Origin of the sequence: Dokdonia sp. Dokd-P16 (genome assembly GCF_003095655.1) — a bacterium.
Taxonomy (GTDB): Bacteria; Bacteroidota; Bacteroidia; order Flavobacteriales; family Flavobacteriaceae; genus Dokdonia.
This window is the reverse complement of record NZ_CP029151.1, coordinates 1,334,647-1,358,143: the sequence shown is the minus strand read 5'-3', so window position 1 is coordinate 1,358,143 and position 23,497 is coordinate 1,334,647. Positions and strand designations below refer to the sequence as shown.

General features: G+C 35.8%; 19 protein-coding genes and 1 tRNA gene. 14 read left to right on the top strand and 6 right to left on the bottom strand.

What is annotated here, in order from left to right:
- The first annotated feature begins 218 nt into the window (after positions 1–218).
- The 4 genes from rnr (at position 219) to DCS32_RS06175 (ending at position 5,934) form a co-directional block, all read left to right on the top strand.
- Complete coding sequence (rnr, locus tag DCS32_RS06190) at positions 219–2,423, top strand: ribonuclease R (protein WP_108877476.1); 2,205 nt, start codon at positions 219–221, stop codon at positions 2,421–2,423.
- A 166-nt stretch (positions 2,424–2,589) separates the two neighbouring features.
- Positions 2,590–4,113, top strand: coding sequence for a carbon-nitrogen hydrolase family protein (locus tag DCS32_RS06185; RefSeq protein ID WP_108877475.1), 1,524 nt, complete (start codon positions 2,590–2,592; stop codon positions 4,111–4,113).
- 295 nt (positions 4,114–4,408) lie between these two features.
- Positions 4,409–5,080, top strand: coding sequence for a head GIN domain-containing protein (locus tag DCS32_RS06180; protein ID WP_317047391.1), 672 nt, complete (start codon positions 4,409–4,411; stop codon positions 5,078–5,080).
- Positions 5,081–5,232: 152 nt separating this feature from the next.
- A complete protein-coding gene (locus DCS32_RS06175) occupies positions 5,233–5,934 on the top strand; it encodes a LysE family translocator (RefSeq protein WP_108877473.1) in 702 nt (233 codons plus the stop codon).
- A 57-nt stretch (positions 5,935–5,991) separates the two neighbouring features.
- On the opposite strand, the gene DCS32_RS06170 is transcribed toward DCS32_RS06175, so the two are convergent.
- The 3 genes from DCS32_RS06170 to DCS32_RS06160 all read right to left on the bottom strand — a co-directional run bounded on the left by DCS32_RS06170 (position 5,992) and on the right by DCS32_RS06160 (position 6,779).
- A tRNA-Cys gene (locus tag DCS32_RS06170) sits at positions 5,992–6,062 on the bottom strand.
- Between the two features lie 128 nt (positions 6,063–6,190).
- Complete coding sequence (gene folB, locus DCS32_RS06165; RefSeq protein ID WP_108877472.1) at positions 6,191–6,547, bottom strand: dihydroneopterin aldolase; 357 nt, start codon at positions 6,545–6,547, stop codon at positions 6,191–6,193.
- Between the two features lie 82 nt (positions 6,548–6,629).
- Entirely contained in the window at positions 6,630–6,779 is a 150-nt protein-coding gene (locus tag DCS32_RS06160) for a zinc ribbon domain-containing protein (RefSeq protein WP_317047397.1), read from the bottom strand.
- 314 nt (positions 6,780–7,093) lie between these two features.
- Between DCS32_RS06160 and DCS32_RS06155 the strand changes: the two genes are divergently transcribed.
- The 4 genes from DCS32_RS06155 to DCS32_RS06140 all read left to right on the top strand — a co-directional run bounded on the left by DCS32_RS06155 (position 7,094) and on the right by DCS32_RS06140 (position 10,373).
- The gene (locus tag DCS32_RS06155; protein WP_108877470.1) at positions 7,094–9,130 is read left to right on the top strand and encodes a glutamine--tRNA ligase/YqeY domain fusion protein; all 2,037 of its coding nucleotides are present in this window, start codon (positions 7,094–7,096) and stop codon (positions 9,128–9,130) included.
- Positions 9,131–9,310: 180 nt separating this feature from the next.
- A complete protein-coding gene (locus tag DCS32_RS06150) occupies positions 9,311–9,685 on the top strand; it encodes a YtxH domain-containing protein (protein WP_108877469.1) in 375 nt (124 codons plus the stop codon).
- Positions 9,686–9,706: 21 nt separating this feature from the next.
- Positions 9,707–10,126 carry a hypothetical protein gene (locus DCS32_RS06145; RefSeq protein ID WP_108877468.1) on the top strand — a complete coding sequence of 140 codons (420 nt, stop codon included), beginning with the start codon at positions 9,707–9,709 and terminating at the stop codon, positions 10,124–10,126.
- A complete protein-coding gene (locus tag DCS32_RS06140; protein ID WP_013750660.1) occupies positions 10,113–10,373 on the top strand; it encodes a DUF6327 family protein in 261 nt (86 codons plus the stop codon). The genes DCS32_RS06145 and DCS32_RS06140 overlap by 14 nt, the downstream gene beginning before the upstream one ends.
- 75 nt (positions 10,374–10,448) lie before the next feature.
- On the opposite strand, the gene DCS32_RS06135 is transcribed toward DCS32_RS06140, so the two are convergent.
- A complete protein-coding gene (locus tag DCS32_RS06135; RefSeq protein ID WP_108877467.1) occupies positions 10,449–11,408 on the bottom strand; it encodes an SPFH domain-containing protein in 960 nt (319 codons plus the stop codon).
- A 163-nt stretch (positions 11,409–11,571) separates the two neighbouring features.
- On the opposite strand from DCS32_RS06135, the gene DCS32_RS06130 reads away from it, so the two are divergent.
- Positions 11,572–12,243, top strand: a complete 672-nt coding sequence (locus DCS32_RS06130; protein WP_108877466.1) for a hypothetical protein — start codon at positions 11,572–11,574, stop codon at positions 12,241–12,243.
- Between the two features lie 70 nt (positions 12,244–12,313).
- Here DCS32_RS06130 and gltX read toward each other — a convergent pair whose 3' ends face one another.
- Entirely contained in the window at positions 12,314–13,831 is a 1,518-nt protein-coding gene (gene gltX, locus DCS32_RS06125) for a glutamate--tRNA ligase (protein WP_108877465.1), read from the bottom strand.
- Positions 13,832–13,997: 166 nt separating this feature from the next.
- Here gltX and DCS32_RS06120 point away from each other — a divergent pair, with 166 nt between their 5' ends.
- The 5 genes from DCS32_RS06120 (at position 13,998) to DCS32_RS06100 (ending at position 21,964) form a co-directional block, all read left to right on the top strand.
- A complete protein-coding gene (locus DCS32_RS06120) occupies positions 13,998–17,519 on the top strand; it encodes a DUF4175 family protein (RefSeq protein WP_108877464.1) in 3,522 nt (1,173 codons plus the stop codon).
- Entirely contained in the window at positions 17,512–17,919 is a 408-nt protein-coding gene (gene ybeY, locus DCS32_RS06115; RefSeq protein WP_108877463.1) for an rRNA maturation RNase YbeY, read from the top strand. The genes DCS32_RS06120 and ybeY overlap by 8 nt, the downstream gene beginning before the upstream one ends.
- A gap of 177 nt (positions 17,920–18,096) precedes the next feature.
- Positions 18,097–19,974 carry a tRNA uridine-5-carboxymethylaminomethyl(34) synthesis enzyme MnmG gene (gene mnmG / locus DCS32_RS06110; RefSeq protein WP_108877462.1) on the top strand — a complete coding sequence of 626 codons (1,878 nt, stop codon included), beginning with the start codon at positions 18,097–18,099 and terminating at the stop codon, positions 19,972–19,974.
- Between the two features lie 37 nt (positions 19,975–20,011).
- Entirely contained in the window at positions 20,012–20,845 is an 834-nt protein-coding gene (locus tag DCS32_RS06105; RefSeq protein WP_108877461.1) for a class I SAM-dependent methyltransferase, read from the top strand.
- Positions 20,846–21,445: 600 nt separating this feature from the next.
- Positions 21,446–21,964 carry an OmpH family outer membrane protein gene (locus DCS32_RS06100; protein WP_239057571.1) on the top strand — a complete coding sequence of 173 codons (519 nt, stop codon included), beginning with the start codon at positions 21,446–21,448 and terminating at the stop codon, positions 21,962–21,964.
- Positions 21,965–22,300: 336 nt separating this feature from the next.
- Here DCS32_RS06100 and DCS32_RS06095 read toward each other — a convergent pair whose 3' ends face one another.
- Positions 22,301–23,449, bottom strand: a complete 1,149-nt coding sequence (locus DCS32_RS06095) for an ATP-binding protein (RefSeq protein WP_204161806.1) — start codon at positions 23,447–23,449, stop codon at positions 22,301–22,303.
- Positions 23,450–23,497 lie beyond the last annotated feature (48 nt).

Here is a 23,497-nt window from a genome sequence, read left to right as displayed (position 1 = left end):
AATTAGAGTGTTAAACTTTAGTACAGATCTTGTTATGCTTGTGAGACTATGTAAAAACGGTATAAGAGTTGCTTTAGATATTATATCTTTAAAGTACGCTTTCGCGAAAGCGTATAAAAACAACTTAAAGTATACAAAACGTTACTAAACCTTAAATTTTTAACATAAAAGCTATAGTTGAGCTTTTTAGGACTAATTTTGTGACAGAAATAAAATAGATGAATAGCAAGAAGAGAAGGAGAGGACCAGGAAAAATATCAAACCTCTCAGAAAGAATCGTTAGAATATTAAAAGACGATCACCAAAAAACCTACAATTACAAACAAATAGCGGCCAAACTTGATGTAGACGATCCATCCAGCCGCAACCAAATTATCAAACACTTACAGCAACTTAAGGCCAAAGAGCAGATTATAGAAGAAGAACGCGGCCAGTTTAAGATTGCTTCAAATAAAAATTACCACACCGGAATTCTAGATGTATCTGGAAAAGGTGGAGGTTATGTGATGGTAGATGATCTAGAACAAGACATTTATGTACCACCGCATCACTTAAATAAAGCTTTAAATGGTGACGAAGTAGAGGTATATATTTACCGCCAGCGCCGTAGTAAGAAGCATGAAGGAGAGATTACAAAAATAATTAAGCGCAAAACTGAAGAGTTTGTAGGCGTAGTAAAACTTCAAAAGAAGTTTGCTTTTGTACTTACCTCTGAGTCTAATAAAATGTACACCGATGTTTTTGTACCGCTTAAAAAGCTGGGCAAAGCAGAAGATGGTGATAAGGTGGTGGTAACTATAGAAGACTGGCCAGATAAGGCAGATTCTCCTTTTGGAAGAATTACAAAGGTCTTAGGAAAACCAGGAGAGCATAATACAGAAATACATTCTATCCTTGCTCAATATGGACTTCCATATGAGTTTCCAGAAGAGGTAGAAGAGTTTGCAAACAAGATAGATACATCTATAAAAGCAGATGAAATTGCAAAACGTCGCGACATGCGTGATGTACTCACGTATACCATAGATCCTAAGGATGCAAAAGATTTTGATGATGCATTAAGTTTTCAAAAACTTGAGAATGGTAATTATGAAATAGGAATTCACATTGCAGATGTAAGTCATTATCTCGTACCGGGAACGATACTAGATGATGAAGCTTATGAGCGTGCAACATCTGTATATCTAGTAGATAGGGTAGTACCTATGTTACCAGAAATATTGAGTAATGGTGCTTGTTCATTAAGACCTCATGAAGAGAAGTATACATTCTCTGCAGTGTTTCAAATGAAAGCAGACTCTGGAAAAATAGTAGATTCTTGGTACGGACGTACTGTAACATACAGTGATGCCCGCTTTGCATATGAAGAAGCACAGGCAATTATAGAAAGCAGATCAAACCTCATCCCAGCCGAAGTTTCTCTTACTGGAGAAGCCTACAAAGTATCTGATGAGCTTGTAGAAGCAACATTAGAAATGGATAGAATTGCTAAGATTATGCGTCGCCAGCGCATGAAAGATGGAGCTATTTCTTTTGATAAAGTAGAAGTAAAATTCAAGCTTGATGATGACATGAATCCAGAGGGTGTTTATTTTAAAACTTCTAAGGATGCAAATAAACTCATTGAAGAGTTTATGCTACTGGCAAACAGAAAAGTATCTGAGTTTATAGGAAAGCAATCTCCTAAAAAGACATTTGTATACAGAATACACGATGAGCCTAATGATGAAAAACTAGCATCTCTTGAAAAAGTGATAGGCAAGTTTGGTTATAAATTAGACTTAAAAGATCGTAAGACTACCACCTCTTCTTTAAACCAACTTCTTACAGATGTACAGGGAAAGAAGGAGCAAAACATGGTAGATACACTTGCTATACGTACTATGAGTAAAGCAGTATACTCTACAGATAACATAGGTCACTACGGTCTTGCATTTGATTATTACAGTCACTTTACATCGCCTATACGTCGTTATCCAGATGTAATGGTGCATAGATTATTACAGCATTATCTTGATGGTGGTAAATCTGCTAGTGAAGAAGAGTATGAGCAAAAATGTAAGCACTCTTCACAAATGGAGCAGCTAGCCACAAGTTCAGAACGAGACAGCATCAAGTATATGCAAGTTAAGTTCATGCAAGATCACAAGGATGAAGAGTTTGTAGGTGTTATTTCTGGAGTTACAGAATGGGGAATTTATGTAGAGATAATCTCAAATAAGTGTGAAGGAATGGTGCGCTTAAGAGACATTAAAGGTGATCACTATGAATTTGACCAAGATAGTTACTCTGTAATAGGGCAAAAATCTGGTAATCAAATTACACTAGGAGATGAAGTAATAGTAAAAGTAAAAGAAGCAGATCTAGTGAAGAAGCATCTTGATTTTACACTTGTAGGTGTAAAGGAAGGATTGCATCAGTAGGTAACTTATCACTTATATTAAAGTTTAAACCATCACACTATCATAAGTGTGATGGTTTTTTTATGCTATTAATTATTCTTAAAAGTTTAGCAATTTATTAAGAAAAAGCGCACTAATTTTGTGATCTTATAGAAGAATTAAAAATCGCTCTTCTTAACCATACTACATGTCAACATCCATAGAAAATATCGAGCTTAAATATCTTACGCTCAACGATTACGAAGAACTTAAAAGTGCAATGATACAGGCGTATTCTAATATGCCAGATATGTACTGGAATGAGAAACAAATTACTGCACTTATCAATAAGTTTCCAGAAGGTCAAGTAGTAATTAAAATTGATGGAAAACTTGCAGGTTGCGCGCTTTCCATAAAACTCAATGAGTCTACTTTTGACAGTGTACATACCTATGAAGAAATTACGGGTAACTACACATTCAATACACATAAGCCAGATGGAGATATTCTGTACGGTATCGATGTTTTTATTAAAACAGAATACAGAGGTTTACGTCTAGGAAGAAGATTATACGATTACCGTAAAGAGCTTTGTGAGGAGCAAAATTTAAAAGGAATCCTTTTTGGAGGTCGTATTCCTAACTATCACAAACACGCAGATTCTGTAACTCCCAAGGAATATATTGAGAAGGTAAAGCGTAAAGAAATCCACGATCCGGTATTAAACTTCCAGATCAATAATGATTTTCACCCTGCTAAGATTTTAAAAGGATACCTACCTGGTGATGAAGACTCAGGTGAGTTTGCCGTACTTCTAGAGTGGAATAACATCTACTATGAGAAAAAATCTGTTGTTGCAGCTACACAAAAAAAGGTAGTAAGACTTGGCTTAATACAGTGGCAAATGCGTTTGTATAAAGATCTAGAAGAGCTCATGCAGCAAGTAGAGTACTTTGTAGATGCAGTATCTGGTTATCGATCAGATTTTGCACTTTTTCCAGAGTTCTTTAACGCTCCACTTATGGCAGAAAATAATCACCTACCAGTTTCAGAAGCTATACGGGAACTTGCAAAACATACGGAGGAAATTAAAAATCGTTTTTCACAGTTAGCAATATCTTATAACATCAATATCATTACAGGTAGTATGCCAGAAGTGGTAGATGATTTACTATACAACGTAGGGTATTTATGCCGTAGAGATGGAAGTACAGAACGTTATGAAAAACTTCATGTAACTCCAGATGAGGCAAAAGTATGGGGAATGCAAGGAGGTAATAAATTGCACTCTTTTGACACAGACTGTGGTAAAATAGGAATTCTAATTTGCTATGATTCTGAGTTTCCAGAACTAAGTAGGATCCTTGCAGATGATGGTATGGATATTCTTTTTGTTCCTTTCCTTACAGATACTCAAAATGGATACTCTCGTGTGCGTAACTGTGCACAAGCAAGAGCTATTGAAAATGAATGTTATGTGGCAATAGCAGGTAGTGTGGGTAACTTGCCTAAGGTGCATAACATGGACATCCAGTACGCACAGTCTATGGTATTTACTCCTTGTGACTTTTCATTTCCAGCAAACGGGATCAAGGCAGAGGCTACACCTAACACAGAGATGATTCTTATTGCAGATTGTGATATAGACTTATTACGTAACCTCAACCAGTTTGGAGCTGTTAAGAACTTAAGAGACCGTCGTAAAGATTTATTTGAGTTAAGAAGAAGATAGATTTTTAAATACGCTTTCGCGAAAGCGTAACACATTTCACAAAGAGCTTTTTCATAAAGAATTTGATATTAAAACAAAGACCTGTCATACTTGTAACAAAGAAATAACCGTAGCTTTTAGAGTACGGTTAAATCACGCCAAAGAGTGGGTTTTTATATGTGAAACATGTTGCGATAAACATCGTTATAAAGAAGGTTACACCTATGGTGGAACATGGAAAGGGAAGAGGCATTAAGCTGTAAACTGTAACAATCTAGTAATTGTCTGGTCTCTATATCAAACAAAAACAATGAATATGAAATTTATATATACCATAGTAGCGCTAGTTATTACAGCAACAGCATTTGCTCAAAACCCAATTACAAAAGACGTAGGTGATTTTACAGAAGTAAAAGTGTATGATCGTATTGTAGTAAACCTTGTAAAGTCTACCGAGAATAAAGTAATTATTACTGGTGAAGATGTAAGTCAAGTACAAGTAGTAAACAAGGATGGAACTTTGAAAATCAAAATGGATCTTGATCTTATTTTTGATGGAAACAAAACCTTTGTACATGTGCACTACAACAACCTGCAAGTAATAGATGGAAATGAGGGAGCTGTAATCACGTCTAATGAACTTATAGAACAAGACAAGATTGAGATTAAAATGCAAGAAGGTGCTCGTGTAAAAGTAGGCTTACTTGTAAAAGAAGCACATTTAAGAGCCGTTACAGGAGGAATTATAGAAGCAAGTGGTCAAGCAACTCTACAAAAGGTAAAAGTGAACACAGGAGGCATCTATGAAGGTAGAGATCTTGAAACAGAAACAGCCGAGATATTTGTACAAGCAGGAGGAGAAGTAGAAGCTTATGCAAGTAAACTAGCAGATCTCACGATAAGAGCAGGTGGAGATATTGTGATCTATGGTAATCCAGCAGAGGTGAAGCGTCGTCGTACTTTTGGAGGGCGTATTAAAATAATGTAAGCTATTATATTTTTAGGGCAATCTTCTATAACAGGTTTGAAAGCACTTTAAATTCTTAATCAATAGATATATACAAAGGATGTTTACATACGTAGGCATCCTTTTCTTTTTACTGTATGCTTTTGTCTAACTTTGTGTAAAGCACTTTCTATATGTTTCAAGATTTACACACGGCTATACCTCTAGGATTTTTCTTAGCGTTCTTGATAGGCCCTGTATTTTTTGTGTTACTAGAAACTGCGGCAACTAAAGGTTTCAGAGCTGCACTTACCTTTGATATAGGTGTTATTATTGCAGATATTGTTTTTATAGTAGTTGCTTACTTAAGTAGTTATCAACTACTGGAAAATCTGAGTAATCAACCAGGTCTTTATGTTTTTGGAGGAGCGATATTAATTGTGTACGGACTTACCATTTATCTTAAAAAACCTACCCGAGATGCACTTGATCCTAACAGAGCAAAAGTGAAGAAAGGTGGTTATTTACAGCTCTTCATAAAGGGATTTTTACTCAACTTTATTAATATAGGAGTACTTGTTTTCTGGTTAGGAATCTTAATAATTGTAGGTCCTACGGTAGATAATGACGGAGACCGTTTACTAGGTTTCTTTATAGGGATGATAGGTGCCTATTTCGTTACAGATTTAGGTAAAATAATTCTTGCAAAACAACTTAAGCGTTACCTCACACCACGTAGAATTTTTAAAGTAAAAAAGGTTTTAGGTCTTATTCTTATTTTCTGTGGTCTTGTACTGGTGACAAAAGGTTTTGTTCCTTCAGACGAGTTTAATATCCAGCAAGAGATGGAACGTTTTCAAGAGCTTCCAGAAATCAAGCCAGATACGATTCATTAATTAAGTCTTTACAATAAAGCACAAAAAAAAAGGAACTCCGTTAGAAGTTCCTTTTTGAGGTGTCGAGCGGATTCGAACCGCTGTAGATGGTGTTGCAGACCATTGCCTAGCCACTCGGCCACGACACCTTATGTGGTGTGCAAATATAGGAATAGTACTGACAAATATCGAAATGAGATATTCTTTTTTTTCTTTATAAATAATACAAATTCTTTTTACGAATTTTTAACTCGTTTTACCTCTGATAATAAAGGTATTAACGCACTCGAGTACGCTCTACAGTAACCATCTCTACATCTCCACCTATAGGAGGATTTACTTTTGAAACTGCTACTGTAGCTAGCTGTATAAGAGCTTCTTCTTTAAAAAACCGTACTAAAATACGCTCGCACACTACTTCTAGTAATGCAGAAGGAATCGCCATTTCTTCTTTTACAATACGGTTAAGTAATACATAGTCTACCGTGTCTGCAAGTTTATCTGTTTGAGCACTTTTTGATAAATCTGCTTCAATCTCTACGTCTACTCTGTAGTCTGATCCTATGGCTGTTTCCTCAGAAAGACAACCGTGGTAGGCGTATGCACGTATATTTGTTACTCTTATTTTTCCCATGATATGGTATTGTTTATAAGTGTTCAAAGTTACAACTCAAAACATGATGTTGCATTTATAAATCCCAAGGTTTAACCTTAGTTTATCCTCCAAACAAATCAAAAATGTTACTAAGTGCTCCAGTTTTGGCCTTGTAAAACTCCGTGTACGAACAATTTTTACATGTTACTGTGCTGTACTTTTCTGTTTGCATATTGAGCAATTTTGTTAGAAAACTTCCAGTAGCACGCATTTCGCCTATTTTGTAAGTTTGGTTTTGGCATTTTACGCAAGTATAATTAAGTGGTTTCATAGTGTATTGTTGTTATAATAGATGAGTGTCTATTTTTTTAAAATGTTACATGATGACTTTCAAAACATTATAATTCAAGTATAATCAGTGGTTTTTGGTAATACTATTGTTGAGAGGTTTACCTAGCACGATGGTTTGTATGAATGCTTCTGTATAATGATTTCAAGTTTTCGCGTAAGCAATAAAAACATCAGTGAAAACACTTATTAAATCCAACTACAAATTGATTAATTTTACCCTTACAATCATACATCATGACAGAGGATAATAAATCATTGAATTTTCTAGAACAAATTGTTGAAGAAGACCTTAAAGGAAGCTATACTAAGGAGGATTTGCGTTTTCGCTTTCCACCAGAGCCTAATGGGTATTTACATATAGGTCACTGTAAGGCAATCTGTATAAGTTTTGGGCTAGGGGAGAAGTACGGGGCACCGGTAAACTTACGTTTTGACGATACAAATCCTGCAAAGGAAGAGCAAGAATATGTAGATGCTATCAAGGAAGATGTTTCTTGGTTAGGGTATCAATGGGATAAGGAATGTTTTTCTAGTGATTATTTCCAGCAGTTATATGATTGGACTGTCCAGCTTATTAAGGATGGAAAAGCTTATGTAGATTCTCAATCTAGTGAGGCTATGGCAGAGCAAAAGGGAACACCTACACAACCCGGTGTGCCTGGACCTTACCGTGATCGTACGGTAGAAGAAAACTTAGACCTTTTTGCTAGAATGAAAGCGGGTGAGTTTAAGGAAGGAGAGCATATTTTACGTGCAAAAATTGACATGGCGCATGTAAACATGTTAATGCGTGATCCTATTATTTATCGTGTACTGCATAAAGATCACCACCGTACAGGTAGTGACTGGTGTATCTACCCTATGTATGACTGGACACATGGAGAGAGTGATTATATAGAACAGGTAAGTCATAGTTTATGCTCGCTTGAGTTTAAGCCTCACAGAGAACTTTATGATTGGTTCTTAGATCAAGTATATTCTGGTGATGATTTACGTCCTAAGCAGCGCGAGTTTGCACGTCTCAACCTCAATTATACTATTATGAGTAAACGTAAGTTGCTCACATTAGTTGAAAAAGGAGTTGTATCTGGATGGGATGACCCACGTATGCCTACTATTTCTGGACTAAGACGTCGTGGTTATACTGCAGCAGCAATACGTAATTTTATTGATGCAGTAGGAGTTGCAAAGCGTGAGAATGTGATTGATGTTGCATTGTTAGAATTCCATATTCGTCAGGATTTAAATAACATTGCTCCTAGAGTAATGGCAGTATTAGATCCAGTAAAACTTGTCATTACTAACTATCCAGAAGGAAAAGAGGAGTGGCTAGATGCAGAGAATAATCCAGAAGATGAGGCTGCAGGAGAGCGTAAAGTTCCTTTTAGTAGAGAGTTGTACATAGAGCGTGAGGATTTTAAAGAAAATGCCGGAAACAAGTATTTCCGCCTTACTACAGATAAGGAAGTACGTTTAAAAAACTCATACATCATAAAAGGTGGTGAGGTTATCAAAGATGAGAACGGAGTTATCACAGAGATACATTGTACCTATGATCCAGAGAGTAGATCTGGAAGCGGTACAGAAGCTTCTAAGCGCAATGTAAAAGGAACGCTACACTGGGTTTCTATTGCTCATGCTATTAAAGCAGAGGTACGTTTATTTGATAGATTATTTAGTGATGAAAATCCAGATGGACATGAGGATAAAGACTTTATGGAATTTATAAATCCTAACAGTCTTACTACGATTACTGGATACCTTGAGCCTAGTCTTAAAGACGTTGAGGTAGGTGATATATTCCAGTTCCAGCGCAAGGGATATTTTAATGTAGATAAAGAGTCTACAGCAGATCACCTTATTTTTAATAGAACCGTAGGTTTACGTGATTCATGGGCAAAAGTGAAGCCTAAACAAGCACAAGGTAATGCTCAAGGGCAAGCAAAACCACAGCAACAACAAAAAGCTTCTGCGTTAAGTACGATTAATAAACTAGGAAAGAAACTTGCAAACCTTCCAGAAGATAAGCGTCTTGCGGCTGTGGCAGATATACAGAAGCTAGCAGCGAGTTTAACGGAAGATGAAGTAAAAGGATTCTTTAATACGTCGGCAAAAAAGGTGGGTACCCGTATTGCGGGTATTGAGAGTTTGTACGCTTTCGCGAAAGCGCAAAATAAAACCATTAATGACATTGAAGGAGCCGAAGCATTTGTTGAAAAGGCAAAAGAAGATAGCAACGAAATATTACAAGAAGCAGCGTCTAAATTTTAATATCTAGGATCTATATATTAACAGTTATTGGCATAAATGTCTCATTTAAGGATGATAAGAGGCTACTTTTAACAAAGATTGTGAGTTGGTTAAAGAGATATTAACCGGTTATTAACGGAGAAAAGAAACATATCAAAATATCTTTACATTCAACCAATTATTAATATAAAATAGAATCATATGAGTAAGTCAAGTAATACATTGTTAGCGTTAGTTTTAGGTGGTGCAATAGGTGCAGCAGCAGGAATTTTATATGCTCCAGAAAAAGGAACTAAAACAAGAAAGGATCTTTCTAAGAAAGCTAAGAAAGAGCAAGAAAAACTACTAAAGCAACTTAAGGAAACTAGAGAGTCGCTTACTGATAATGCTCAGAAAGCTAAGTTAACCTTTGAAGAAAAGTTAAACGACTCTATCTCAACTGCAAGTCACAAGGCAGATGACGTAATTTCAACATTAGAAACAAAACTAGCTGAGTTACGTGTACAAAATGCAAAACTTCAAAAAGATGCAGTTGTAGATAAAAACGTAGCCAAAGTGGAGAAAGCATTATCATAAGCCAACAGAAACCAATCAGATATGGCTTTTGAAAAGTTAACAAATAACTTAAAAGGACTCACAGATAACGGGCAGGAATATGCCAAAGTCACTGCAGAATACTATAAACTAAGCTTGTTCAAGAATGGAATGAGAGGTTTAGTAAGTGGAGCAAACTTAGCTTTGAGAGCAACTTTTGGTCTTATAGCGATGATGTTCTTTTCTATAGGTCTTTCTATCGTGATAGGGGAGTCTCTAGATAGCTTGAGTGCAGGATTTTTTATTGTAGGAGGAATTTACTTAGTGATTTTCTTTTTAATATTTCTTTTTGCTGCAAAGCCGCTCGAAACTATGCTGCTTAAGAAATACAGTAAACTTGCTTTTAGTGAGGATTCAATCTCAAAAGCATCTCCTTTGGCTCCAGTAGTAACTAATAAAGCAGATACTAATGAGAGAATATAGTAGTTTTGAACAAATAGAGCATGACCTTAAAATCCTTAAACTTAAAAGACAAATAAGTGAGGAGGAGGTAAGGCTTAATGTAAATGGAGCTAAAAATGGTATGAGTTCTGGATTTTCTCCAGTATCATCATTAGGCACTTTAGTAGGATCATTACTTCAAAAGGCAGTGGTGGCTAAATTACTAAGTACAATTTTTGGATATAAACGCGTTAAGGAAGTAAACAGAGAAGGAGAGTACAAAGCTTAACAGACTTATTTTATAAATAGTAAAACCCCAAGAACAGTCTGTTCTTGGGGTTTTTTATGAGCTCAATTGTAATAATTAATCTTCTTGAGCGTCTCTCTTCTTCTTATTGATAATACCTTTTGCTTCATTATCTTTTTTCATTTGCTCTCCTATTTGATTAGAAGCTACAAATGAAGTTATCATATCATTAAGCATATTACTTCCAGCTTGTGGTGAGTTAGGCATTAAAATTAAGTTAGAGTTAGTTTGCTCACCCATAGATTGTAAAGTGTCATAGTGTTGAGTAACTACAATAAGTGCAGATGCTTCTTGAGAATTAATCCCCACATTATTCAATACATCTACAGATTCTTCAAGGCCACGAGCAATCTCACGTCTTTGATCTGCAATACCTTGTCCTTGTAAGCGCTTAGACTCTGCTTCTGCACGAGCTTTTGCTACAATCTTGATACGATCTGCTTCTGCTTCAAACTCTGCAGCTACTTTCTCGCGTTCTGCTGCATTAATTCTGTTCATAGCTGCCTTTACCTGCATATCTGGATCAATGTCTGTTACAAGGGTTTTAATGATGTCAAAACCATAACTAGACATAGCTTCGTTAAGCTCACGCTTTACTGCAATAGCAATATCATCTTTACGCTCAAAAACATCATCTAGTTTCATTTTTGGAACTTCTGCCCTTACTACGTCAAATACATAAGAGGTAATCTGATCATGTGGATTTTCAAGTTTATAAAATGCGTCATACACTTTATCTTTTACTACTTGAAACTGTACAGAAATCTTAAGACGTACAAAAACGTCATCTTTAGTTTTAGTCTCAACAACAACATCAAGCTGCTGTATTTTTAAATTGATACGACCTGCAATTTTATCAAATACAGGAATTTTAAATTGAAGTCCCGAGTTACGTACTCCAATGAATTTTCCAAAACGCTCCACAACGGCGGCGGTTTGCTGTTTAACCATAAATATCCCTGAGAGGATTATAAGTATGGCTAGTACTATTAATACTGGTAAAAGAATCTGTCCCATATTGGATATTTTTAGAAATTATTGATGGTGATTATTGTAATCTTAAAGATAAGTAGCCATAATCGATAAAATGTAACACATAAACTAAAAGTTTCTTGATTGCCTTGAAGTTATTATACCTTAGAACCATTAATTAAGCATAATCTTCTTTACATACTCCCCTATGAAATATTTATTACTATTTGCTTTACTACTTATAACATCCACAACAATCTTTGCCCAATCTTATAGGGGTAGCGGTAATTATAACCGTATAGGCCTTCAAGGTAAAGTTGCATTTATGGATATAGATACAAAGAACTTTGATGTACAAGGAGAAGCTGGTTTTCTAGCGGGTTTTACTACTAGAGGAAATGTGTATAATAATTGGGGAATGGTTTACGGGATTGATTTGTTAAGTACTGCGGTTACAGTTCAAACAACTTCTTTAGATCAACTTACTAGTGAGGATACTCAATACAATATCATAGGTGCGCAGCTTAATCTATTACTCAGTTATAACTTAATTGCAAACCATCTAGCAGTAGACATTGGACCTGCACTACTTATCAACAGTAAGATGAAATTAGATAATTCTAGTCAAAGCACAAATATAGTAAGCGGTTATACTACTCTCACCGCAAGTGATATACAAGAAATATCTAGAGTAAATGGTTTTGGTATCATAGGACTTACAGGTGGTTTTGAACACGTAAGGCTTATGCTACAGTACCAATATGGATTTACAAACATCCTCAATAATCTTAATGAGCAAAACCTTGTAATTGATAACAATGCAAGAGATTTTAAAGGCAATGCATCATTAATCACTGCTGGAGTTGTCTTTTATTTATAAACTATCGGCAAAAAATTAAGGCTACAAATCAATGATTTGTAGCCTTAAATAATAATGTGATGTATAACAGTTATCCTAGTGTGGTAATTGCATAATCTATACGTCGCAATGTTTCTTCTTTGCTAATGGTGGTAGCAATATCAAAAACATCAGGTCCTTGCATAGCGCCCACAAGTGATAATCTAAAAGGTTGCATTACTTTTCCAAAACCTAATTCCTTTGCTACAATCCACTCCTTAAGAGCTGTTTGAGCTTCTATTGTTGTGAAGTTAGATACGCCAGATAATATAATTTTCACCTCTTCCATGATGGCCGCCGTATCTTCTTTCCAAGCTTTCTTGGCTGCCTTTTCATCAAACTCTGTTGGAGCAGTAAAGAAGTAACTTCCTAATGTCCATAAATCTTCTACAAAGATGGCGCGTTCTTTAATAAGATCAACTACGTGTGTAGTATATTCCTCTGTAGCGGTAACATTCTTATCCTTTAAGAATGTCATAAATTGATCTGCTATAAGTGCTACAGGAGATTCTTGCATATACTGCTGCTGGAACCACTTTGTCTTTTCTGGATCAAACTTTGCTCCAGCTTTATTAACACGTTTTAAGTCAAAAGCTGCTACAAGCTCTTCTAGACTAAAAATTTCTTGTTCCGTACCAGGATTCCATCCTAAAAAGGCAAGCATGTTTACCATTGCTTCTGCAAAGTAACCGTCTTCTCTGTATCCAGAAGAAATTTCGTTTGATTTTGGATCTTCCCATTGTAACGGAAATACTGGAAATCCTAATTTATCACCATCACGTTTACTTAATTTTCCTTTCCCTACAGGTTTGAGAATAAGCGGTAGGTGAGCAAATACCGGCGCATCCCATCCAAAGGCTCTATATAATAACACGTGCAACGCTAGAGATGGTAACCACTCTTCACCACGTATCACATGAGTAATTTCCATTAAATGGTCATCTACTATGTTTGCTAGGTGATAGGTAGGCATCCCGTCAGATTTAAATAACACCTTATCATCTAGAATATTGGTATCAATCTCCATAGCACCACGGATTTCATCACGTAGTTGTAATACTTCATCTTGAGGAGATTTAAAACGTATCACATAATTTTCGCCAGCGGCTATACGCTTCTCTGTTTCTTCTTGCGATAGAACGAGAGAGTTATCTAGTTTAAGGCGATTGTGCCAGTTATAGATAAAGGTTTTGCCGTTTGCTTCGTGATCTTTTCTATGTGCATCAAGACTTTCGGCAGTATCAAATGCATAGTAAGCATTATTTGAGTCTACTAACGCTTTCGCGAAAGCGTGATACTTATCCTTACGTTCACTTTGTCTATAAGGTCCAAATCCGCCATCTTTTGTAGGTCCTTCATCATATGAAATACCGCACCAGTCTAGACTCTCACGTATATAATCTTCTGCACCAGGTACATAGCGATTTTGATCTGTATCTTCTATACGGAGGATAAAAGTACCTCCATGTTTTTTTGCAAATAAATAATTAAAAAGCGCCGTACGCACACCACCGATGTGCAATGGCCCAGTAGGTGAAGGTGCAAATCGCACCCGAACGTTTTGAGACATAGTCTTAGATTTTGTGCAAAGATACTTTTAAGCCATTAAAAAGGCTTAACGATTACGGTTTAAAGTTTTTTATGAAGATCACAGTGATATCTTTGTAAATGTTGACATCCTCTTAAAACATAATAAAATAGTACTTTAGAGGTTGCTATAAAGAGAATTAGGATAGATGACGAATAGATTTGAAAAAATAGAGAAGAAGCTCGAGGGATTTATTAGAAAGTATTACACTAATGAATTGCTGCGCGGTGCGATATTATTTTTTGCATTAGGTCTATTTTATTTCTTAATTACACTACTCATTGAGTATTTTTTCTGGCTTAGTCCAGCGGGAAGAACGGTTCTTTTCTGGGCATTTATAGTAGTAGAAGTTGCCTTACTCATCAAGTTTATAATAGTACCACTAGCCAGATTATTTAAATTGTCAAAAGGCATTAACTACAAGGATGCCGCAAGTTTGATAGGAAATTATTTTCCAGAAGTAAGCGACAAGCTTATAAACACCTTGCAATTACATAATGAAGTTACAGACTCAGAGTTAATGCTCGCAAGCATAGAGCAGAAGAGTGAAGAGCTCGAGCCTATCCCTTTTAGACTAGCCATAGATTTTAAAAAAAATAAGAAGTACCTCAAATATGCTGCAATACCCGTAGTTATATTCCTCATTGCAAACTATGCAGGGAAGGAAAAGGTATTCTCAACAAGTTATGAGCGTGTTGTAAATTATAATGAGGCTTATGAACCACCAGCGCTTTTTAGTTTTTATGTTGTAAATGAGAATTTACAGGCTATAGAAAATAAAGATTTTGAGTTGCGTGTGCGCACATTGGGAGATGTAATTCCTGAGGAGGCGTCTGTGCGTTTTAATGATGAGGTGTATTTTTTACAGCAAATCGCTCTGGGAGAGTATAGCTATATATTTGAAAAGCCTACAGAAAATATAACTTTCAATCTCAAAGGTAATAAAGTAGTGTCCCAGCCATATACCATTGAGGTGCTCAAGGTTCCTGTACTTATGGATTTTGATATGGAACTTAACTATCCGGCACATACTCGCAAAGGAAAAGAGACTGTAAAAAATACTGGAAATGCAATTATTCCAGAAGGAACTACCGTTTCTTGGAATATTAGTACGAGGCAGACGGAAGGTGTAGATCTTGTTCTTAAGGATACTATTATTCCTTTCGCTTTAAGCGAAAATGTGACAACCTCAAAAGTTTTCAAAGCAGTAAAGCGTATCTATAATAACACGAGTTATGAAGTAAGTACTAGCAATAGTCAACTGAAAAATTATGAAAATCTGGCTTATAATTTACAAGTCATAAAAGATCAGTATCCTCAAATATCCTTAGAAGCAAAAAAAGATACTGTAAACGAGCAGCAGAATTATTTTTACGGAAAAGTGAGCGACGATTACGGGCTTAAAAAATTACAAATTGTTTATTATCCTGCAGAGAGTGATAATAAACAGTATGAGGAAATCAGTATTTCAAAGGGTAACGTAGATCAGTTCATATATGCATTTCCTAATAATCTGGATTTACAAGAAGGAGTAAATTATGAGTACTATTTTGAAGTATTTGATAACGATGCCATCCACCGTTTTAAAAGTACGAAGAGCACCATATATAGTTTTGTAAAACTCACAGATGATGAGCTTAAAAACAAACAGCTTGAGCAACAACAAAAATCTATAGGTAATCTTGATAAGTCCTTACAGAAGATGAAGGATAGCGAGAAGGAATTGCAAGAAATATCCAGAACCCAAAAGGAGAAAAAGCAGCTCAGTTTTAACGATCAAAAGAAACTTGATAGTTTTCTTAAGCGTCAGAAGCAGCAAGAGGAAATGATGAAGGATTTTTCTAAGCAACTTAAGGAGAATCTAGATGAGTTTCAAAAGGAAGAAGAGCTTACAGATGAGGACAAAGAAAAACTGAAGGAACGTCTAGAACGTCAAGAAAAGAAAGCAAAGGAAAACGAAAAGCTTTTAAAGGAATTACAAAAGCTTCGAGAGAAAATGCCAAAAGAAGAACTCTCTGAAAAGCTTGAGGAACTTGAAAAGCAGAATAAAAATAATAAACGCAACTTAGAGCAGATGGTGGAGCTTACAAAGCGTTATTATGTTCAAAAAAAGACGGAGCAAATTGCTCGAGACTTAGAAGAGTTGGCAAAAAAACAAGAAGACTTAAGTAATAAGGAAGGCAAAGAAAACACTAAAGAAAAACAAGATGAACTCAATGAAGAGTTCAAAAAACTGGAGGAAGCGTTAAAGGATCTTGAGAAAGAAAACCAAGAACTTAAAAAGCCTATGGACCTTCCTGGTGACGAGAAAAAACAAGAAGAAATTAAAGAAGAGCAGCAGGGAGCTAGTGATGAACTAGAAAAACAAGAGGATCAAGAACAACAAGACGGTACCCCTCAAGATAAATCTAGTGCCCAGCAGAAACAAAAAAAGGCTGCAGAAAAGATGAAGCAAATGAGCCAATCTATGCAATCCCAAATGCAAATGGATGGTGAAGAAAGTCTTGAAGAGGATACAGAGATGTTACGCCAGATACTAGATAATCTTCTTGTTTTTAGTTTTGAGGAAGAAGCTATAATGATGGAATTTCGTAAGATGGATGATAAGAATCCTAACTACGCGCGTAAGTTAAGAAGGCAAAATGTACTCAAACAAAACTTCAGACATATAGATGATAGTTTATATGCCTTGTCACTGCGCCAGCCAAAACTGGATGAGATTATCAATGAGACCTTAGTTGATATTGATTACAGCATGGATCAAGCCTTATTAAGACTTGCAGAGAATCAAATTATGCAAGGAGTAAGTAGCCAGCAGTATGTGATTACGGGAACTAACAAACTAGCAGACTTCCTTAGTCAGACGCTAGATAATATGCAAAATGCCATGATGTCTAGTAGCGGTTCTGGAAAAGGGAAAGGAATGGGTATGGGTAGTGGTAGTGGTAATGGACAACAACTTCCGGATATTATACAGAGTCAAGAGGAACTCAATAAGAAAATGGGTGAAGGAAAAAAGCCTGGAGAAGGAAAAGAAGGTGAGGGTAAAGAAGGAGAATCTGGCGAGGGTTCTGAAGGTAAAGATGGACAAGGAAAGGAAGGCGGTGAGCAACCCCGATCTGAAGGTGAAGGAGGAAAAGAAGGCCAAGGAGAAGGTGGTCAAGGTGGAGGAAAAGGTTCGAGCAATGGAGACAAAAATGGTGAAGGAAGTGATGGTGAAGGAAATGGTAAAGAAGGAGATGCACAAAGCGACGAGTATGAGCAGGGACTTCTTTATGAAATTTATAAAGAGCAGTCTAAGTTAAGGCAACAACTAGAAGATGCTATTCAAAAGGAAGGTCTTGGGGATAATGCAAAGAAGCTTGTTAAGGATATGAAGGATGTTGAGCAGCAATTGTTAGACAAAGGTTTTAATAATGAAACCTTACAACGTATGACTAATCTTAAGCACGAACTTCTTAAACTTAAAGAGGCAACACTACAACAAGGAGAAGAGAACAAGCGTGAAGCAAATACCAACTTGAAGGAGTTTGCAAACCCTGTGAATAGTGCTCTCGAAAAGGCCAAAAAGTATTTTAATACAACTGAAATTTTAAACAGAAATGCACTCCCGCTTAAGGAAGAATATAAGCGTAAAGTGCAGGATTACTTCCAGAAAAACAATGATTGAATTTAATAGTACAAATGATTTTGAGTTATCAAATCCTGAAGAAATTCTTCAGTGGTTAACATCTGTGATAGAAGCCGAGCAAAAACAAATGGGGGAGATCAATTACATTTTTTGTGATGATGCTTACTTACATAAACTCAACGTTGAATATTTGAATCACGATACGCTTACAGATGTAATCAGTTTTGATTACACGAGTGGAGATGTAATTAGTGGAGATGTGTATATTTCTGTAGAGCGTGTTGAAGATAATGCTGCAGATTTTAAAACTTCTTTTAAAGACGAATTAAGCCGTGTTATGGTTCACGGAGTACTTCACTATTGCGGTTACAAAGATAAGAGTGAGGATGAGGCTAAGGAGATGAGAGCAAAGGAAAACTTATATTTATCAGTTAGATAAGTAGTAAATTTCTTACACGCTTCTATTTCAAGGTTTAACATCTGAGCCAGGGGGAAGTTGTGTTAGAGAGAATTAAAGGCTGTATCTTTGCACGCCTTTAAAAGAATGTATATTACACTTTCGCGAAAGCGTAACTTCTCTTAGAGTTATTAATATTTTAATGTTCCACGTGAAACAATGAGTCTATTTCAAGATACATACGATGTTATAGTAGTAGGTGCTGGCCATGCAGGTTGTGAGGCTGCCGCTGCTGCTGCAAATATGGGAAGTTCTACACTTCTTATAACTATGAACCTTCAAACTATTGCCCAAATGAGTTGTAATCCTGCTATGGGAGGAATTGCAAAAGGGCAAATAGTAAGAGAGATTGATGCACTAGGAGGATATAGCGGAATCGTATCTGATAAGACAGCGATACAGTTTAAGATGCTTAACAAATCTAAAGGTCCTGCAATGTGGTCGCCACGTGTGCAATCTGATAGAATGAGATTTGCAGAGGAGTGGAGAATGAAGCTTGAGGGAACTAAGAATCTTGATTTTTATCAAGAGATGGTGAGCGGACTCATAGTAGAAAATGATAAAGTTGTTGGTGTAAAAACCTCTCTCGGAATTGAAGTAAAAGGAAGATCTGTAGTGCTAACTAATGGTACTTTTTTAAATGGATTAATCCACATAGGAGATAAACAATTTGGTGGAGGTAGAGCAGGTGAAAGAGCAGCTACCGGAATTACAGAACAACTAGCTGGATTTGGTTTTGAGTCTGGAAGAATGAAAACGGGAACACCGCCACGAGTAGATGGTAGATCGTTAGATTTTTCTAAGATGATTATTCAGCCAGGGGATGAAGTTCCAGAGAAGTTTAGTTATTCTAAAGAAACAAGTCCGCTTACACATCAGCGTCCTTGTCATATGAGTTATACTTCGCTAGAAGTGCATGATATTTTGAGAGAAGGTTTTGATCGCTCGCCTATGTTTAATGGTAGAATTAAATCTCTTGGACCAAGATATTGTCCGTCTATTGAAGATAAGATTAACCGCTTTGCAGATAAGGATAGACATCAATTATTTATTGAGCCAGAAGGGTGGAATACATGTGAGATCTATGTAAATGGATTCTCAACATCACTTCCAGAAGATGTCCAGTTTAAGGCTTTAAAGTCTGTAGCTGGTTTTGAGAGTGTAAAATTCTTCCGTCCAGGTTATGCTATCGAGTATGATTATTTTCCGCCTACACAGTTAAAGCATACGCTAGAAACTAAGCTTGTGAGCGGGCTGTATTTTGCTGGACAAATTAATGGAACTACAGGATATGAAGAGGCAGCATCTCAAGGATTAATGGCTGGTATGAATGCACACCTTAAAGTGCATGAGAAAGATCCTTTCATGCTCAAAAGAGATGAGGCGTATATAGGAGTTCTTATAGATGATTTAATCACAAAAGGTACAGAAGAACCGTACAGGATGTTTACTTCTCGTGCTGAGTATAGAACACTGTTGCGTCAAGATAATGCAGATGAACGCCTCACGCCTATGTCAAATGCTGTAGGCTTAGCCTCTGAGGAACGTCTCATTACCATGGAGAAGAAACAGGCGGAATCTAATGATCTTGTTAAGTTCTTTGAAGAGACAAGTATTCTTCCTGAAGAAGTAAATGATATTCTAGAGGAGAGAGGATCTTCTCCTATGAGACAATCTGATAAGATGTTTAAAGTTTTTTCTAGACCTCAAATTACGCTTGATGATATGAAAGGTTTCGAGAAAGTAGCTGCTTATATTGAGGAGAAAGATCTTGATCGTGACGTATTAGAACAAGCAGAAATTAAAGTTAAGTATGCTGGTTACATTGCAAAGGAAAAAGCAAATGCAGACAAGCTACAGCGATTAGAAAATATTAAAATCCCAGAAGGTTTTGATTATACAAAACTGAAGTCTCTGTCTTTTGAGGCTAGGGAAAAATTATCTAAAATTAGGCCAACTACAATTTCTCAAGCGTCTAGAGTGAGTGGAGTTTCTCCTTCAGACATAAGTGTAATGTTAGTTTATATGGGGCGATAATTTTTAAATAGTATACGTTCCACGTGAAACAAAGTTGATGAAAGAAGATTTTAAAGTAAAAGATCATTCGGTAAGTGGGGAGGAATTTACATTAAAGTATGATAAGAAGTACCACATGTATTTCACTAGCCCTAAGCCGGAAATTTCTAAACTTCCTTCATATTATGAAAGTGAAGATTATATATCTCATACAGATGGAAAACGATCTTTATTTGAAATCGCATATCAAACTATAAAAGGTATCACACTTTCGCGAAAGCAAAAACTCCTGAAAAGTTTTCATCCTGACCAAGGCTCTGTTTTAGATATAGGAGCTGGAACTGGAGATTTTTTGGAATTTCTATCTAAAAGAAAATGGAACGTAAAAGGAGTAGAGCCAAATGCCAAAGCAAAAAAGCTTGCTCAACATAAAGGACTCGATATTTATAACACTATCGATGAAGTAGGAGGGGAGTTATACGATGTGATAACTATGTGGCATGTGCTAGAACATATTTACGATTTACAAGAGCAAATTGCATGGTTGAAAAACCAACTAGCAAAAAATGGAACTATATTTATTGCCGTTCCTAATTTCGAATCTTTTGATGCTAGTTATTATAAATCATATTGGGCAGCTTTTGATGTGCCAAGACACTTATACCATTTTTCTGAAATTGCTATAAAAAAACTTTTTTCAGAACATGGTTTACATTTAGTAGAAACACTGCCTATGAAATTTGATTCCTATTATGTAGGTCTTCTTTCTGAAAAGTATAAAAATGGTAAAATGAATTTCTTCACTGCATTTGTAACTGGATTTAAGTCAAATCGTAAAGCAAAGCAGTCTGGAGGTTATTCATCTCATATTTATGTCCTAAAACACGCTTAAATCGCGAATAAGCGCTTTTAAGCGCTTTTGAGCATACATGCCTTAAATGTATATGGCGAAATGTTGAAACCGTTTAAAAATGGTGTTTATAGGCTTTGATTTTCATAGGATTTCGTTATTATTCGAATTTTTGACCATAGCTTTTTCTTATGAGAGCTTATTTCAACCAATTTTCATCTTTTTATATTTAATCTGGAATTGAGAATTTGGTTTTCAATGTTTTTGTTTAAAATGCATTTTGTTGTAAAATGTTCCACGTGAAATATTTTCAATTAACAATACCAATTTTCAAATCACACAATTACTATCACTTGTAATGTGTTTATCAATCTTCCTGATTAATGTATTCCATTTCTGTTTTCAATTTTGAGGATTTCAGCGTATCGTATTTACTAATCACGAATTACTTCATTATTTTAAATTGTAGCGTTCTTTATATATCTTCTATATGTAGATTTCAAAAGATTCAATTTTTATTGAATAACCGATGACTTTAAGTCTATCTACATTTATTTGAAAATCAAAATGGAAATACGCATGATTTTAATTAAGTTTTAATGGATTCTACCTATTTTCGCATCAAATAATCAAAATAACACAATGAAAAAAATAGGAATGCTACTTGTTACTGCTATGATGGCTGTAGCCTGTCAAACAGAGAAAACTGGTTTTGTAGATACTGAAGAGTTACTTACAGAATATGCAGAGCTTAAAAGCGCAAAGGATCGTTTTACAAAGCAAAATGACGAAATCATGGGCGAATTAGAGCTTAAGATTAAGTCTTACCAAATCAAAGAAGACTTGTTTAGAAAAAACGGACCGTCTATGTCACGTAAGAAACAAGAAGAAACTTACAACGAACTAGGAGCAGAGGCACAACAATTACAACAAGAACGCCAGGCAAGAATAGGACAACTACAAGTAGAAAGCCAGAAAGTAATAGACTCACTTATTACAAAAGTGAAGGATAAAGTAAAGGCTTACGGAAAGACAAATGGTTACTCTTATATCTATGGATCTAACGATGCTGGAAGTGTTCTTTATGGTAAAGATGAATTGAATCTTACAGAAGCAATTCTTACAGAAATGAATGGAGAATATGCTCCGAAAGAAGACTAAACACTAGTGTTTAAAATAGCTTTAAAAGCGATGAGAAATCATCGCTTTTTTTATGCCTGATTTTGATAAATTATCTCATCGATAAATGACTAGATGAAGCATTAAAGACTACGTATTTTTCATAAATATAATCAAGCCTATTTAATAAGATTTCACTAACCAACTGGTAGCGTTTAGCGAGGTAGAAATCGTAGTGGCAGATTATAGAGCCTTTAAATATTGTCGTTTAGTACAAGATCTGATATCATCTGAGTATATAAATAGAGCACACTATTAATTATTTATCTAAAAATATATTTAGACAAAACTAAAAATAGAGGTAACTAATTGATATAATCAACTCTTACGATGTAGAAATCGAGTTAGTTTTATAGATAGATCTGTCAGGATTATTTTAGCATTTCCATTACGTTCTATGTGATATGAAGCATCTTGGATGGCTTCTACAATAGGAAATATATTATTATTATGAACAAATGGAGCAAATTTTGAGAGATCAAAACCTGTCTCTGTTTCCATAAAAACAAGATCATTTGCCTTGTAATTTTTAAGCAAAGCTTGACGGAAAAATTGAACGCAATATGCAAGGAAATTTTTCTGTGTTTCACGTCCAGATTTTGCTATGATTTCACTCCACTCCATGAGTCCTAAAACGGCCTCTTTTTTACCCTTTGCTTGGAAGGCGGTACGCACCCAAGTAACAAACCATTTTTCAAACTGAATATCGTCTCCATCATGATGCAATAAATGCATCGCTTGCTGGTAATCTCCTTGTGCTTGATGAGCAATTTTATGAGCTTCTGCATCAGGAGTTTTATGATGAGTAATTAAAGCATCTGCAATTTGTGGTTCGCTTAATCTTGGGAAATGTAATACTTGGCATCTTGACTTTATCGTGTCAATAATGCTGTCTTCATTTTCAGAAATAAGAATAAACAACGTTTTTGCTGGTGGCTCCTCTAGTAGTTTGAGAAGTTTATTTGATCCAGCAGTATTCATTTTATCAACTGCCCAAATGATCATTACTTTATAACCACCTTCATATGACTTTAAAGCGAGAGCTTTATTAATTTCAGAAGCTTCATCTACACCTATCTGTCCTTGTTTTTTTTCAATACCAAGATGCTGGTGCCATTCAAAGAGATCTCCATATGGGTTTTCTGTAATAAACGAGCGCCATTCTCTCATAAAATTATTAGAGACAGGATGGCTTTTTACTTCGGGAGTAGTTGCTACGGGAAAAGCAAAGTGCAAATCTGGATGCGATAAGTGCTCAAACTTTAAATTACAAGCTTGCGATCCTCCCTCATTTTCGCCTTGAGCATTATTACATAAAATATATTGTGCATAAGCAATCGCCATGGGCAAAACCCCTGTGCCAGATAAACCTATAAAAAGTTGAGCATGAGCAATTCGCCCAGCATCAACACTTGTTGTGAGATGATTTTTAATAAAATCTTGCCCGATAACGTTTGAAAACAGCATAGCGTCAAATATAAAGGAATCACTGCATTTTTTATCCTCTGTATCTAT

Bases quoted from the DNA above. Each gene is read 5' to 3' on its own strand.
- rnr (WP_108877476.1), top strand. From the start codon at position 219: ATGAATAGCAAGAAGAGAAGGAGAGGACCAGGAAAAATATCAAACCTC.
- DCS32_RS06185 (WP_108877475.1), top strand. From the start codon at position 2,590: ATGTCAACATCCATAGAAAATATCGAGCTTAAATATCTTACGCTCAAC.
- DCS32_RS06180 (WP_317047391.1), top strand. From the start codon at position 4,409: ATGAAATTTATATATACCATAGTAGCGCTAGTTATTACAGCAACAGCA.
- DCS32_RS06175 (WP_108877473.1), top strand. From the start codon at position 5,233: ATGTTTCAAGATTTACACACGGCTATACCTCTAGGATTTTTCTTAGCG.
- folB (WP_108877472.1), bottom strand. From the start codon at position 6,547: ATGGGAAAAATAAGAGTAACAAATATACGTGCATACGCCTACCACGGT.
- DCS32_RS06160 (WP_317047397.1), bottom strand. From the start codon at position 6,779: ATGCGTGCTACTGGAAGTTTTCTAACAAAATTGCTCAATATGCAAACA.
- DCS32_RS06155 (WP_108877470.1), top strand. From the start codon at position 7,094: ATGACAGAGGATAATAAATCATTGAATTTTCTAGAACAAATTGTTGAA.
- DCS32_RS06150 (WP_108877469.1), top strand. From the start codon at position 9,311: ATGAGTAAGTCAAGTAATACATTGTTAGCGTTAGTTTTAGGTGGTGCA.
- DCS32_RS06145 (WP_108877468.1), top strand. From the start codon at position 9,707: ATGGCTTTTGAAAAGTTAACAAATAACTTAAAAGGACTCACAGATAAC.
- DCS32_RS06140 (WP_013750660.1), top strand. From the start codon at position 10,113: ATGAGAGAATATAGTAGTTTTGAACAAATAGAGCATGACCTTAAAATC.
- DCS32_RS06135 (WP_108877467.1), bottom strand. From the start codon at position 11,408: ATGGGACAGATTCTTTTACCAGTATTAATAGTACTAGCCATACTTATA.
- DCS32_RS06130 (WP_108877466.1), top strand. From the start codon at position 11,572: ATGAAATATTTATTACTATTTGCTTTACTACTTATAACATCCACAACA.
- gltX (WP_108877465.1), bottom strand. From the start codon at position 13,831: ATGTCTCAAAACGTTCGGGTGCGATTTGCACCTTCACCTACTGGGCCA.
- DCS32_RS06120 (WP_108877464.1), top strand. From the start codon at position 13,998: ATGACGAATAGATTTGAAAAAATAGAGAAGAAGCTCGAGGGATTTATT.
- ybeY (WP_108877463.1), top strand. From the start codon at position 17,512: ATGATTGAATTTAATAGTACAAATGATTTTGAGTTATCAAATCCTGAA.
- mnmG (WP_108877462.1), top strand. From the start codon at position 18,097: ATGAGTCTATTTCAAGATACATACGATGTTATAGTAGTAGGTGCTGGC.
- DCS32_RS06105 (WP_108877461.1), top strand. From the start codon at position 20,012: ATGAAAGAAGATTTTAAAGTAAAAGATCATTCGGTAAGTGGGGAGGAA.
- DCS32_RS06100 (WP_239057571.1), top strand. From the start codon at position 21,446: ATGAAAAAAATAGGAATGCTACTTGTTACTGCTATGATGGCTGTAGCC.
- DCS32_RS06095 (WP_204161806.1), bottom strand. From the start codon at position 23,449: ATGCTGTTTTCAAACGTTATCGGGCAAGATTTTATTAAAAATCATCTC.